The sequence below is a fragment of the Archangium minus genome (genome assembly GCF_044360475.1).
Classification (GTDB): Bacteria; Myxococcota; Myxococcia; order Myxococcales; family Myxococcaceae; genus Archangium; species Archangium minus.
The window spans coordinates 5016181-5028561 of record NZ_CP043494.1 but is presented as its reverse complement, the minus strand read 5'-3'; the positions used below and the strand labels follow the sequence as shown (position 1 = coordinate 5028561).

General features: G+C 67.6%; 15 protein-coding genes. 3 read left to right on the top strand and 12 right to left on the bottom strand.

From position 1 onward, the window contains the following. The first annotated feature begins 179 nt into the window (after nt 1-179). Complete coding sequence (locus tag F0U60_RS20830) at nt 180-575, top strand: hypothetical protein (RefSeq protein ID WP_395822559.1); 396 nt, start codon at nt 180-182, stop codon at nt 573-575. A 59-nt stretch (nt 576-634) separates the two neighbouring features. Here the strand turns inward: F0U60_RS20830 and F0U60_RS20825 are convergent, their stop codons facing one another. Both F0U60_RS20825 and F0U60_RS20820 read right to left on the bottom strand, forming a co-directional pair. Continuing rightward, nucleotides 635-1852, bottom strand: coding sequence for a cytochrome P450 (locus F0U60_RS20825; RefSeq protein ID WP_395822557.1), 1218 nt, complete (start codon nt 1850-1852; stop codon nt 635-637). Nucleotides 1853-1943: 91 nt separating this feature from the next. Continuing rightward, nucleotides 1944-2141: a ferredoxin gene (locus F0U60_RS20820; RefSeq protein WP_395822555.1), complete on the bottom strand. Its 198-nt coding sequence runs from the start codon at nt 2139-2141 to the stop codon at nt 1944-1946. A 199-nt stretch (nt 2142-2340) separates the two neighbouring features. On the opposite strand from F0U60_RS20820, the gene F0U60_RS20815 reads away from it, so the two are divergent. After that, nucleotides 2341-2838 (top strand): PilZ domain-containing protein, encoded by a 498-nt coding sequence (locus F0U60_RS20815; RefSeq protein ID WP_395822553.1) that lies wholly within the window; start codon nt 2341-2343, stop codon nt 2836-2838. Nucleotides 2839-2883: 45 nt separating this feature from the next. Here F0U60_RS20815 and ribD read toward each other — a convergent pair whose 3' ends face one another. The 10 genes from ribD to plsX form a co-directional block, all read right to left on the bottom strand. Beyond that, nucleotides 2884-4059 carry a bifunctional diaminohydroxyphosphoribosylaminopyrimidine deaminase/5-amino-6-(5-phosphoribosylamino)uracil reductase RibD gene (gene ribD / locus F0U60_RS20810; RefSeq protein ID WP_395822551.1) on the bottom strand — a complete coding sequence of 392 codons (1176 nt, stop codon included), beginning with the start codon at nt 4057-4059 and terminating at the stop codon, nt 2884-2886. 2 nt (nt 4060-4061) lie between these two features. Continuing rightward, a complete protein-coding gene (gene nrdR / locus F0U60_RS20805; protein ID WP_395822549.1) occupies nt 4062-4559 on the bottom strand; it encodes a transcriptional regulator NrdR in 498 nt (165 codons plus the stop codon). Nucleotides 4560-4574: 15 nt separating this feature from the next. Then, nucleotides 4575-5831: a serine hydroxymethyltransferase gene (glyA, locus tag F0U60_RS20800; protein ID WP_395822547.1), complete on the bottom strand. Its 1257-nt coding sequence runs from the start codon at nt 5829-5831 to the stop codon at nt 4575-4577. A gap of 32 nt (nt 5832-5863) precedes the next feature. Continuing rightward, the gene (gene rpiB, locus F0U60_RS20795; protein ID WP_395822545.1) at nt 5864-6313 is read right to left on the bottom strand and encodes a ribose 5-phosphate isomerase B; all 450 of its coding nucleotides are present in this window, start codon (nt 6311-6313) and stop codon (nt 5864-5866) included. A gap of 114 nt (nt 6314-6427) precedes the next feature. Next, nucleotides 6428-7684 (bottom strand): beta-ketoacyl-ACP synthase II, encoded by a 1257-nt coding sequence (gene fabF / locus F0U60_RS20790; protein WP_395822543.1) that lies wholly within the window; start codon nt 7682-7684, stop codon nt 6428-6430. Between the two features lie 82 nt (nt 7685-7766). Then, the gene (acpP, locus tag F0U60_RS20785) at nt 7767-8009 is read right to left on the bottom strand and encodes an acyl carrier protein (RefSeq protein WP_203403743.1); all 243 of its coding nucleotides are present in this window, start codon (nt 8007-8009) and stop codon (nt 7767-7769) included. 104 nt (nt 8010-8113) lie between these two features. Next, nucleotides 8114-8860 carry a 3-oxoacyl-[acyl-carrier-protein] reductase gene (gene fabG, locus F0U60_RS20780; RefSeq protein WP_395822541.1) on the bottom strand — a complete coding sequence of 249 codons (747 nt, stop codon included), beginning with the start codon at nt 8858-8860 and terminating at the stop codon, nt 8114-8116. Nucleotide 8861: 1 nt separating this feature from the next. Continuing rightward, nucleotides 8862-9794 (bottom strand): ACP S-malonyltransferase, encoded by a 933-nt coding sequence (gene fabD / locus F0U60_RS20775; RefSeq protein ID WP_395822539.1) that lies wholly within the window; start codon nt 9792-9794, stop codon nt 8862-8864. A gap of 26 nt (nt 9795-9820) precedes the next feature. After that, nucleotides 9821-10804, bottom strand: coding sequence for a beta-ketoacyl-ACP synthase III (locus tag F0U60_RS20770; RefSeq protein ID WP_395822537.1), 984 nt, complete (start codon nt 10802-10804; stop codon nt 9821-9823). A 50-nt stretch (nt 10805-10854) separates the two neighbouring features. Beyond that, on the bottom strand, nt 10855-11919 hold the full coding sequence (plsX, locus tag F0U60_RS20765; protein WP_395822535.1) for a phosphate acyltransferase PlsX: 1065 nt from the start codon (nt 11917-11919) through the stop codon (nt 10855-10857). A gap of 252 nt (nt 11920-12171) precedes the next feature. Here plsX and rpmF point away from each other — a divergent pair, with 252 nt between their 5' ends. After that, a complete protein-coding gene (gene rpmF / locus F0U60_RS20760) occupies nt 12172-12360 on the top strand; it encodes a 50S ribosomal protein L32 (RefSeq protein ID WP_203403738.1) in 189 nt (62 codons plus the stop codon). The last annotated feature ends 21 nt before the right edge of the window (nt 12361-12381 follow it).

The window sequence follows — 12381 nt, the reverse complement described above, 5'->3', positions numbered from 1 at the left end:
CTCACGGGAGCCATCATGTCGGTGCTGGTGGGTCGGACCTGCATGGGCCGCCTGCCTGGTCCGCGCGAGCCGAGACACATTCGGGCCCGGCCAGGACAGAACGACATGTTATCCTGGATTTTCCTGGTTCTTCCGCGCACTCCCGCCCGGTGGTCCCAGGAAATGAGAGGAGCCTCGATATGTCATTCCATCGCCGTCATCTGCCGTGGGGCCTCGCCCTCCTGCTGTCCGTCACCGCCGCCATCGCCGCCGAGCCTTCCGCGTCCAGCGAGCCGGTTCAGCTCCGGTACGCCAGCGACGAGCAATCCAGCGCCGAGGTGAGCGCGCCCGAGCAGATCGAGGGGCTGCTCTGTCTGTCCGTCCGGTGCAGCACCGAGGATGACTGTTGGAATGCCTGCCCCACGGCGACGAGCGTGTCCTGCACCCGGAACGCGTGCTCGTACACCACGAGCGGTGGTGGTGGCGGAGGGGGCGGCGGTGGCCCGTTCTGTCCGGCCACGCGCTGCATCGATGACTCGGACTGCGTCTGCAGTGGAACGCAGGGGATTTGCGAGAACCGCGCCTGCTCCTACTGAGTCGGTGACGGGTCGAGGCCTCGCATGGCGCCGGGACCTCGACCCATCCCACCGGGGTATCAGAGGGTCACGTTGAGCGTGGTCAGCCGGCGGCCCAGCGGCGGCGACGGCTCCCACGCCCTGTCCACCAGCCGCAGGTTGGGGAACCGGGGCAGGAACGTGGAGAAGAAGACCTGGGCCTCGAGCCGGGCGAGCGCGGCGCCCAGGCAGTAGTAGGAGCCGTAACCGAACGTGACGTGCTTGTTCGCCTTCCGGGTGATGTCGAACCGGTTCGGCTCGGGGAACACCTCCGGATCGTGGTTGGCGGACGCCAGACTCACGAACACGAGCTGCCGCGGAGCGATCTTCTTGCCACCCAGCTCGAGCTCCGTACCGGCCACGCGCGTGATGGTGCCACCGATGCCCGAGAAGCGCAGCATCTCCTCCACGGCCGACGGCATCAGCTCCGGCTTCGCGCGCAGCAGCTCGAGCTGGTCGGGGAAGTCGAAGAGCGCCGACAAGCCATTGCAGATGAGGTTGGCCGTCGTCTCGTGACCCGCGAACAGGAGCAGCACGCAGTTGGCGGCGATCTCCTCCGCGTTGCGGATGTTGCCCGCGGCCTCCTCCGCCACGAAGACGCTGATGAGATCCTGTCGGGGCGAGCGGCGGTGCTCCTCGACGATGGGCCGCATGTAGTCGGTCATCTCCATCACGCTCTTCTGGCTCTGGAGGAGCTGCTCCATGTTGGAAGCCGTGAAGATGGGGAGGAGGTCGCGCGACCACTTCTGCAGCAGCTCCCGATCCTTCGTGGGCACGCCCAGCATCTCAGCGATGACGTTGGCGGGCAGCGGATAGGCCAGCTCGCTGACGACCTCGGCCCGGCCACGGGCCTGCGCGGCGTCGACCAGCTCGGTGGTGAGCTCCTGGATGCGCGGACGCAGGGCCTCCAGCGTACCGGGCGTGAAGTACTTCTTGAGGATGCGCTGGAAGCGGAGGTGGTCCTCGGTGGAGTCATTGCCCATCCACAGCCGGATGGAATCACGCAGGGGGCGCAGCTGCTGGCGGGCCGCCTCGGGCATCGCATCCAGCCGTCCCGTGCCGGTGGCCTGCACGAAGCGCGGATCCTTGAGCGCCGCCATGACGTCGGCATAGCGGGTGACGAGCCAGCCACCGAGCTGGTCGCTGAAGTGCACGGGATCCTCGGAGCGGATCCGGCTCAGCAGTGATTGGGAATTGGCAATCGCCTCCTGGGAAAAGAACTCGTAACGAGGAGGGGTCACAACGTTGTCATTGAGCATGGAGAGACCTCGGGAGCGGGCTTCAAAACAGCCACGCCCTTTCGTCACAGCAGAGGCTGAACATTGTCACAAGCAACGGGTTGCGCAGACGTCACTCAGACTGGGAGAGAGAAAGCGCCTGGCGCGGGCAATCCCGCACAGCCTTCTCCACCTTGGCACGCAGCTCGGGCGTCACCTGCTCGTTGAGCACGTGCAGCGTGTCCTTCTCGTCCAAAAGGAAGGACTCCGGCGCCACGCGCATGCAGACGCCATTGGCCTCACAGCGATCCCAATCCACCACGATCTTCATGCTCATCTCCGGGTGTGATGACTCTCAATGGGGGCAGCGCGCCCGCGCAGGCACGAACTCCGCGGGAGGCCAGGGCGCCACTCCCGGTTTTTGGTTGACGATTGTATCAACCCAAACGAAGGCGTCCACCATCCCGTACGGGTAAACGGCTCAAGCGGCCCCTCCAGGACTGTCCTGAAAATCACGCTACAATGGGTGCATGGAACTCTCCACCTGGCTGACGAACTTCCGGGAGTTGCACGAGCGCGCGCGCCGCAAGCTGCACACGAGCGATGAGCGCGCGCTCTACCTGGAGGCTCGCGAGCAGCTCGCGCGTACGCTGCTCGCGGCCCAGGGTCACAAGTTGCAGGAGGGAGCCGCCGCCCGGCGCAACTTCCGTGTGCCCAAGGGGCTGACCCTGGATGTCTGCTTTCGCTCCGGCCCCGTGCGCAGCCGCACCCTGGACATCTCCTCCGGTGGGTTCTCCTGCATGCTGAACGGCGAGCCTGGAGAGAGCGAGCACACCGGCTTCGTGCTGTGGCTGCCAGGAGAGGAGGAGCCCCCCGTGGTGGGACGCGCACGGATCGTCGCGCTCATTCCCCGCTCCGAGGAAGGAAATCGGCGCATCTCCTTCACCTTCACGGACGTGAGCGAAGAGGACCGCGAGCGGCTGGAGATGCTGATCTTCGATCTGGCGCTCGGCTACATCCGGGCCTGAGCGGACCCAGGGCACGCCGGCTCTGGGCTGCGTTGAGGGCCCCGCTCAGCGAGGCGCGGAAAGCTGGGCGCGGATGAGCAGATCTTCACCCACCTGCTCGTAGGAGAGCTTCCCCACCGAGAGCGCCCGAGCCATCTGCTTCACGCCCAGCGAGCCCGTCCACGACAGGCCTTCGCTGCCGATCAGCTTGGGAGCGACGAAGAGCAGCAGCTCGTCGGCCAGCTCCTCGCGCAGGAACGAGCCGTACATCTCCGCCCCCCCCTCCACCAGCACGTGGTTGAGGCCTTCCTTCGCGATGCGGCGCATCAGTGCCGCCAGGTCGACCCGCTCGCCCTTCGCGGGCAGTTGCCAGATGTCGACCCCCAGCGCGGCGAAGCGCTTCGCCTTGCGGCCGGTGGGGTCCTCCAGCGTGGCCACCACCGTGCGTGCCGGGGAGCGCTGGGTGAAGACGGTCAGCTTCGGGGACAGGCTCAGGTGGGAATCCACCACCACCCGCACCGGATCCTTCCCATTCCCGTCGGGCAGCCGCGTGGTGAGCTGGGGGTTGTCTTTGCGGACGGTGTTGGCGCCCACGAGGATGACGTCCACCTGATCGCGCAGCCGGTGCACCTGCTCGCGAGCCGCCTCACCCGTCACCCAGCGCGAGTCTCCCGTGGCAGTGGCCAGCTTGCCATCCAGCGTCACCGCCGCCTTCAGCGTGACGTAGGGCAGGCCCGTGCTCATCGCCTTGAAGAAGGGCCGGTTGAGCCTGTCGGCATCCTCCTTCAGCACGCCGGTGACCACCTCCACCCCGGCACGCCGCAGCCGCGCCACGCCCTTGCCGTTCACCTTCGGGTTGGGGTCCGACGAGCCGGTGAAAACCCGGCGCACGCCGGCGTCGAGGATGGCCTGGCTGCACGGCGGGGTGCGCCCGTAGTGGTCGCACGGCTCCAGCGTCGTGTAGAGGTCCGCCCCGCGCGCCTTGGAGCCCGCGGCCTCCAGCGCCACCACCTCGGCGTGCGCCGTACCGGCCCGCCGGTGGTAGCCGCGCGCGATGATGCGGCCGCGCTTCACCAGCACTGCCCCCACCACCGGGTTGGGACTGGTGCGGCCGAGCCCCTTGGCCGCCTCTTCCAACGCCAGGCGCATGAAGAACTCCGCCACCGCTCGGTCAAAGTCCGCCGTGCGCTTCGCCCGAGGCGCCTTGCGTGCCTGCAACCGCGCTCGCGTCAAGAGCCGCACCGTCAACCGTCCTTGCCCGCCGGCTGCGGCGGCTTGCGCTCCCGCGTCCGGTCCGACAGCAGATCCTTCAACTCCTCCATGAACTCGGAGATGTCGCGGAAGCTCCGGTACACCGAGGCGAAGCGCACATAGGCCACCTCGTCCAGCGTCTGCAGCCGGCGCATCACCTCCTCGCCGATAACCGACGAGGGCACCTCCTTCTCACCCATGCCCTGCAGCCACCGCTCGATGGAGACCACCGTCTCCTCGAGCTGGTCCGCGGACACCGGCCGCTTCTCGCAGGCCTTCTTCAGCCCCGCGAGCAGCTTGTCCCGGTCAAACGTCTCCCGCCGTCCGTCCTTCTTCGCGATGAGCGGGTAGAGCTCCTCCACCCGCTCGTACGTGGTGAAGCGCCGCTTGCACTGCAGACACTCGCGGCGCCGGCGGATGACAGACCCCTCGTGCGACTCGCGCGAGTCGATGACCTTGTTCTCGGCGTCCTGGCAGAAGGGGCAACGCATGAGACGGGTGGAGGGTTACTTCAGCCGCGAGGCGTAGAGCGGGAAGCTCCGGGTGAACTCCTGGATGCGCCCGCGGATGTTGGCCAGCCGCTTCTCGTCCGAGGCGTGATCCAGCGCCTCCACCACGAACGCGCCGATGGTGGCCATCTCCGCCTCCTTCATCCCGCGCGTGGTGACGGCCGGCGTGCCGATCCGGACGCCCGACGTCACCGTGGGCTTCTCCGGGTCGAACGGAATCATGTTCTTGTTCACCGTGATGCCGGCCTTGTCCAGCACCTCCTCGGCCACCTTGCCGACGAGGTTCTTGGGCCGCAGGTCCACCAGCATCAGGTGGTTGTCCGTGCCGCCCGAGCACAGCCGCAGGCCCCCGCGCTTGAGCGCCTCGGCCAGCGCCTGGGCGTTGGCGACGAGCTGCCGCTGGTAGGCCTTGAACTCGGGGCTGAGCGCCTCGCGGAAGGCCACCGCCTTGGCGGCGATCACGTGCATCAGCGGGCCGCCCTGGATGCCCGGGAAGATCTGGCTGTTGAGCGTCTTGGCGTACTGCTCCTTGCTCAGCACGATGCCACCGCGCGGGCCGCGCAGCGTCTTGTGCGTGGTGGAGGTGACGATGTCCGCCAGCGGCACCGGCGAGGGGTGCACGCCCGCGGCCACCAGGCCGGCGATGTGCGCCATGTCCACCATCATCGCCGCGCCCACGCTGTCGGCGATCTCGCGGAACTTCGCGAAGTCGATGGTGCGCGGGTACGCCGAGGCACCCACCACCACCACCTTCGGCTTGTGCTCCTTGGCCAGGGCCGCCGCCTGCGCGTAGTCCAGCGTCTCGGTGTCCCGGGTGAGCCCGTAGTGGACGATCTTGTAGAGCTTGCCGGAGAAGTTGAACGCGGCGCCGTGCGTGAGGTGGCCGCCCGAGTTCAAGTCCAACGAGAGGATGGTGTCACCGGGCTTCATCAGCGCCATATAGGCGCCCATGTTGGCCTGGCTGCCCGAGTGCGGCTGGACGTTGACGTAGTCCGCGCCGAACAGCTCCTTCGCCCGGTTGATGGCGAGGTTCTCCGCCACGTCCACCACCTCGCAACCGCCGTAGTAGCGCTTGCCCGGGTAGCCCTCGGCGTACTTGTTCGTCAGCACCGAGCCCATCGCCTCCATCACGGCGGGGCTCACGAAGTTCTCCGAGGCGATGAGCTCCAGGCCTTCCTCCTGGCGCCGCGTCTCCTCGTGAAGGACCTTGGCAATCTCCGGATCGACCTCGGCCAACTTACGGATGTTCTCCATGGACACGCTCTCCTCGGTTGCGAATGCGGGCCTCAGCGTCCGTTCTCGGACTCGGCCTCGCGAATCTTGTCCAGGCGCTTCTGATGCCGGCCGCCCTCGAAAGGCGTGCTCAGAAAGGCCTCCAGAATGCTTCGCGCCAATCCCCCACCCACCACCCGCTGGCCCAGGCACAGCACGTTGGCGTCGTTGTGGGCCCGCGTCATGCGTGCCTCGAACTCGCTCGTGCACAGCGCCGCGCGGATGCCCCGGTACTTGTTGGCCGTGATGCTCATGCCGATGCCCGTGCCGCAGACCAGCACCCCGAAGGTGTAGTCGCCCGCGGCCACGGCCCGGCACACCTGCTTCGCGAAGTCCGGGTAGTCCACCGACGCATTCGTGGTCGGGCCGACGTCGTCGACCTCGGCGCGCAGCTCCTTCAGCACGTTCACGAGCTCGCGGCGCAGCTCCAGGCCCGCATGATCCGACGCGATGATGACCTTCACGTGAGCCCTCCCTCCGCCATGTGGACTTGGGGCGGGGAGACCCTCACCCCAGCCCTCTCCCAGAGGGAGAGGGGGCGGACACGGGCACCACTCCCGGTCCGCCCTACCTGCGTCCTACTTGAAGCGCTTGAACAGCAGCACCGCGTTGGTGCCGCCGAAGCCAAACGAGTTGCTCATCACCGCATCCACGCGCTGCTCACGCGCCTGGTTCGGCACGTAGTCCAGATCGCAGTCCGGATCCGGCGTGGTGTAGTTGATGGTCGGCGCCAGCACGCCCCGCTGCAGCGTCAGCACGCTGATCACCGCCTCCGCACCACCCGCCGCGCCCAGCATGTGGCCCGTCATGGACTTGGTGGACGACACCGCCACCTTCCGAGCGTGGTCGCCGAAGACCGTCTTGATGGCCTTCGTCTCGTTGGCGTCGTTGAACGGCGTCGAGGTGCCGTGCGCGTTGATGTAGCCCACGTCCTCCGGGTTCATCCCCGCCGACTGCAGCGCCAGGCGCATGCAGCGCGCCGCGCCCTCACCCTCGGGGGCCGGCTGCGTCACGTGGTGCGCGTCCGAGTTGGCTCCGTAACCCACCAGCTCCGCCAGGATGTTGGCGCCGCGCTTCTTCGCGTGCTCCAGCTCCTCGAGCACGATGATGCCCGCGCCCTCGCCCATCACGAAGCCATCGCGATCCTTGTCGAACGGACGGCTGGCCGCGGACGGGTCGTCGTTGCGGCTGGACAGCGCCTTCATCACCGAGAAGCCACCCATGCCCAGCGGCGTAATGGCCGCCTCGGAGCCGCCCGCGATGACCGCGTCCGTCTCACCCAGGCGGATGGACTTCCACGCCTCGCCAATGGCGTGCGCGCTCGTGGCACAGGCCGACACCGGCGCCCAGTTGGGCCCCTTGCAGCCGTAGCGCATGGAGACCAGGCCGGGGGCCATGTTGATGATCATCTGGATGATGAAGAAGGGCGAGAGCCGATCGAACCCCTTCTCCAGGCCCTTGCGGTGCTGCTCCTCCAACGAGGAGAGACCACCGATGCCGGAGCCGATGATGACGCCCACCTTCTCAGGCGTGTAGCCGTGAGGCGCATCCGGCCCGATGGGCAGGCCACTCTCCTTCACGGCCATCTCGGCCGCGGCGAGCGCATACTGCGAGAACAAGTCCATCCGGCGCACTTCGCGCTTGTCGATGAACTGCTCCGGCTGGAAGTCCTTCACCTCGCCAGCGAAGCGGGTGTCGATCTTCCCCGTATCGAAGCGGGTGATGGGCCCGATGCCAGACTTGCCGGCGAGCATCGCCTGCCAGTTCTTCTCGGTGCCGGTTCCCAGTGCCGTGATGATTCCGGTCCCGGTGACGACGACTCGACGGTTTGACACGTGACTCTCCACTCAATTCGCAGCGACTGCTGCCATGGAACGCTGGGCGGGGGACCAGCGCTCCCGGCCCTACAGGTGATGCCTACTTCTTGTGCGTGTTGATGTAGTTGATGGCGTCGCCGACGGTCTTGATGTTCTCGGCCTCTTCGTCGGGAATCTCGACCTCGAACTCCTCCTCCATCGCCATCACCAACTCCACGATGTCGAGGCTGTCAGCGCCCAGGTCCTCGATGAAGGAGGACTCCGGCTTGATCTCCTCCTCACCCACGCCCAACTGGTCGGCGATGATGTTCTTGACCTTGGCCTCGATAGCAGAAGTCGACATAGGTATTGAACCCTCCAGGAACCGCGTAGCGGTCCGGCATACTCCCCGGACCTAGTAAAGACCGGCGCGGTATACTCCACGCCCGCCGCCGATCCAACCCTTGGCTACATGTACATGCCGCCATTCACCTTGAGGACCTCTCCGGTGATGTATGCGGCGGTGTCGCTGGCGAGGAACAGGACGGCGTTGGCCACGTCCTCGGGGGAGCCCAGGCGGCCCAGGGGGATGGCGGCCAACATCTTCTCCCGCGTGTCCCCCTCCAGGTGAGAGGTCATGTCCGTGCCGATAAAGCCGGGGGAGACGGCGTTCACCCGGATGTTGCGGCTGGCCAATTCACGGGCCACGGACTTCGTCAAGCCAATGAGGCCCGCTTTGGATGCCGAGTAGGCGGCCTGTCCACCATTGCCCATTTCCCCCACCACAGAGGTCAGGTTGATGATGGCCCCGCCCTTCTGCTTCATCATCGGCCGGCTGGCCGCGCGGATGAGCGCGAAGGCGCCCTTGAGGTTGGTGTCCAGCTGCTTGTCCCAGTCCTCGTCCTTCACGCGCATGACCAGGCCGTCGACGGCCACGCCCGCGTTGTTGACGAGCACGTCCAGGCGGCCGTGGGTCTTCACCACGTTCTCCACGGCACTGGCGCAGGCCGCGCTGTCCGCCACGTCGAAGCGCACCGCCTCACCCTTGGCCCCGGCCGACTGGATGAGCCCCAGCGTCTCCTGGGCCGCGGCCTCGTTGCCCGCGTAGCTGAAAACCACCGTCGCGCCCTGCTTCGCGAAGGCCACGGCGATGGAGCGGCCGATACCCCGCGAGCCGCCCGTCACCAACACCACCTTGTCCTTGAACGCGCTCATCTCACGCTCCCAGTGCCGCGAGGACCTTCTCCAGGCTCGCGGAGTCTTCCACGTTGAACGACTCGATGTCCTTGGTGATGCGCTTGTTGAGCCCGCTCAGCACCTTGCCGGGGCCCAGCTCGAAGACGCGCGTCACGCCCTGCGCCTGGAGGGTCTGGATGGTCTCCACCCAGCGCACCGAGGAGCTCACCTGCTCCAGCAGCAGCGGCACCACTCGGGCCGCGTCGCTGTTGGGCGCCGCCTCCACGTTCGTCACCACGGGGACGGACGGAGCGGACACCTTCACCTTGCTCAGGACCTCAGCCAACCGGGGCTTCACCGGCTCCATCAGCGCGCAGTGGAAGGGAGCGGACACCGGCAGCAGCTTCGCCTTGCCGCCCAGCTCCTTGGCCTTGGCGATGGCGCGCTCCACCGCCTGCACATGGCCGGCGATGACCGTCTGCTCAGGCGAGTTGTAGTTGGCGGGGGACACCACCTGCCCCTCGGCGGCCGCATCGCACGCCTGCTTCACCTTGGCGGGCTCCAGGCCCATCACCGCGGCCATGGCGCCCACGCCCTCGGGCACCGCCTCCTGCATGAAGGTGCCGCGAGCCCGCACCGCCCGGACCGCGTCCGCCAGCGACAGCGCGCCCGCCGCCACCAGCGCCGAGTACTCACCCAGCGAGTGCCCCGCCACGAAGGCCGGCGCCGGCGCGCGCTTGGAGAAGACGGTGTGTGCCGCCACGGACACCATGAGGATGGCCGGCTGCGTATTGGCCGTCAGCTTCAGCGCTGACTCAGGCCCCTCGAACAGCGTCTGGGAGAACTTCTCGCCCAGCGCCTCGTCGGCCGCCTCGAAGATGGCCCGGGCCTCGGGGAACTTCTCGTACAGGTCCTTCCCCATGCCGACAGCCTGACTGCCCTGTCCGGGGAAGACGAACGCGATCTTCGACATGATTCCTGCTCCCTCCCTGAAGGACACTACCAGCGCATGACAGCGCTGCCCCACGTCATCCCCGCGCCGATGGCCATCATCGCCACCACGTCGCCCTGCTTCAGCCGGCCCGCCCGGTTGGCCTCGTCCAGCGTCATGGGCAGGGACGCGGAGGACGTATTGCCGTATTCGTGCAGATTGAGCCAACACTTATCGACCGGCAGCTCCAGCCGCTGTAGCACGGCTTCGAGGATGCGGATGTTGGCCTGATGCGAAATGACGTGGTCCACGTCCCGCACGCTCAACCCGTTGGCCTTCAGGGCCGTATGGGTCGAGTCCGCCAGCGCGCGCACCGCGAACTTGAAGACCTCGCGGCCGTTCATATGCAGCGTGTGCAGCTTCTCCTTCAGCATCTCCTCACAGGGAGGCCTGCTCGTGCCGCCTCCTGGGATGCAGAGGATCTCCGCGAAGGAGCCGTCCGTGTACAGGTGCGTGGAGAGCAGCCCGCGCTCCGCGTCGTCGGTGGGGGCTATCACCATGGCGCCCGCCGCGTCTCCGAAGAGGACACAGGTGTTGCGGTCCTCCCAGTTGACCGTGCGGCTGAGCATCTCCGCGCCGATGACCAGCGCGCGCTTCACCTGGCCGGTGCGGATGAACTGATCCGCCACGGTGAGCGCGTAGAGCGAGCCGGAGCACGCCGCTGACACGTCGAAGGCAAAGGCGTTCTTCGCACCCAGCTTGGCCTGCACCACCGCGGCACAGGAGGGCATGGGCATGTCCGGCGTCACGGTGCCCACCACAATGAGCCCCACCTCCTCTGGACGGACCCCCGCCATCTCCAGCGCGCGCCGGGCCGCCTGCACGGCCATGTCGCTGGTGGTCTCACCCGGCGCCGCCACCCGACGCTTGCGGATACCGGTGCGCTCGGTGATCCACTCATCCGTCGTGTCGACGATCTTTTCGAGGTCGGCGTTGGTCAGGACCTTCTCCGGTGCGTACGAGCCGGTTCCGATGATCTGCGTTCGTGCCAAGGTTGCTCCCGAGTGGGTATCTCGGGACACGAACGCCTCGGGCGCGCTCTCTAATCGGAAAGGGCCTCCTCTGTCGCCCCCTTTCCCCGTTGCCGTGCAGGGAGCCAGACAGCGGCGTGTGCGATGCACCGCGTCAACTCAGCGCTCAAGCCTGCCTGGGCCGTCTGGAGAGCGGCTTCCAACGCCTGCTGCACGGCCCGGGGCGAGCTGCGGCCGTGGGCCACGATGCCCACCCCCTGAATACCGAGCAGCGGAGCACCGCCGTACTCCGCGTAATCCACCATCCTCTTCAGGCCCGTGAAGGTGGGCTTGAGCAGCAGCGCCCCCAGCTTCTCCGGCAGCCCTCCGCGCCGCTCGATGGCCGAGCGCAACAGGCCCGTGACGGCTGCCGCCACGCCCTCAGATGTCTTGAGGACAACATTTCCCGTGAAGCCGTCGGTGACCACCACCTCCACATCCCCGGAGAAGAGGTCCTTCCCCTCCACGTAGCCGACGAAGTCCAGGTCCGAAGCGCGCAGCAGCTCCGAGGCCTCGCGGGTGAGAGACGTCCCCTTGGAGGGCTCCTCTCCGTTGGAGAGCACGGCCACCCGCGGACGGGAGATGCCGAGGCGGGCGCGCACGTAAGCCTCCCCCAACACCGCCCACTGGGCCAGGTGCACCGGCCGGCACTCCACATTGGCCCCTGCATCCAGCAGCAGGCAGCGCCCTCCCCCCTTGAGGGCCGGCAGCAGCGTGGCAATCGCCGGACGCTCCACCCCGGGGATGCGGCCCAGCACCAGCAACGCCCCCGCCATCACCGCCCCCGAGTGCCCCGCAGACACCAGCGCCTCCGCCTCGCCCCGGCGCACGAGCTCGAAGCCCACCCGCAGGGAGGAGTCCTTCTTGCGGCGGATGGCGGAGATGGCGTGCTCCTCCATCTCCACCACCTCCGAGGCAGGGTGGAGGCGCACGTTGTCTGGGGCCCCACCCGCCCGAGCCAGGGGCTCACGCAAGCGCACCAGGTCCCCCACGAGCACCACCTCGTGCTCTGGGTGCTCTCGGGCGAACAGGAGGGCCCCCTGCACGGGGGACTCGGGGGCATGGTCACCCCCCATCGCATCCAGGACGAGCCTCATCGCGGGCGCATCCTTCCATGGACGCCTCATGGCCGGGAGCACGGAGAGCAGGCGGGTGGACACGTCCAGGGGGTGGATCGTAAGAATGTGACCGGCCCGGCCCCGGTTGGACCAGGGCACGGCGTTCCCCCGCACAGGCGCGTTGACTCACACGCTCCGAGCGGCTAGGGTCCGCCGCCTTCCGAGCTTTTGCCGGTCGGGACCGGTGGGGAAGCCCAGGGGTCCAGGGCCGTGACGATATAGAGGTGAGCCGTGGGTGTTCCCAAGAAGCGTACTTCCAAGATGCGTCGTGACCGCCGCCGGGCGGCCAACAACAACCTGCGCACCGCCGTGCAGGTGATTCAGTGCGGCAACTGCAAGGAGCCGGTGCTCCCGCACCGCGCCTGCGCTGCCTGCGGCTACTACAAGGGCCGCGAGACGGTGCCGGGCGCTCAGGCCTAAGGCACTGACTCCAGCACCGCT

Bases quoted from the DNA above. Each gene is read 5' to 3' on its own strand.
- F0U60_RS20830 (WP_395822559.1), top strand. From the start codon at position 180: ATGTCATTCCATCGCCGTCATCTGCCGTGGGGCCTCGCCCTCCTGCTG.
- F0U60_RS20825 (WP_395822557.1), bottom strand. From the start codon at position 1,852: ATGCTCAATGACAACGTTGTGACCCCTCCTCGTTACGAGTTCTTTTCC.
- F0U60_RS20820 (WP_395822555.1), bottom strand. From the start codon at position 2,141: ATGAAGATCGTGGTGGATTGGGATCGCTGTGAGGCCAATGGCGTCTGC.
- F0U60_RS20815 (WP_395822553.1), top strand. From the start codon at position 2,341: ATGGAACTCTCCACCTGGCTGACGAACTTCCGGGAGTTGCACGAGCGC.
- nrdR (WP_395822549.1), bottom strand. From the start codon at position 4,559: ATGCGTTGCCCCTTCTGCCAGGACGCCGAGAACAAGGTCATCGACTCG.
- glyA (WP_395822547.1), bottom strand. From the start codon at position 5,831: ATGGAGAACATCCGTAAGTTGGCCGAGGTCGATCCGGAGATTGCCAAG.
- acpP (WP_203403743.1), bottom strand. From the start codon at position 8,009: ATGTCGACTTCTGCTATCGAGGCCAAGGTCAAGAACATCATCGCCGAC.
- fabG (WP_395822541.1), bottom strand. From the start codon at position 8,860: ATGAGCGCGTTCAAGGACAAGGTGGTGTTGGTGACGGGCGGCTCGCGG.
- fabD (WP_395822539.1), bottom strand. From the start codon at position 9,794: ATGTCGAAGATCGCGTTCGTCTTCCCCGGACAGGGCAGTCAGGCTGTC.
- plsX (WP_395822535.1), bottom strand. From the start codon at position 11,919: ATGAGGCTCGTCCTGGATGCGATGGGGGGTGACCATGCCCCCGAGTCC.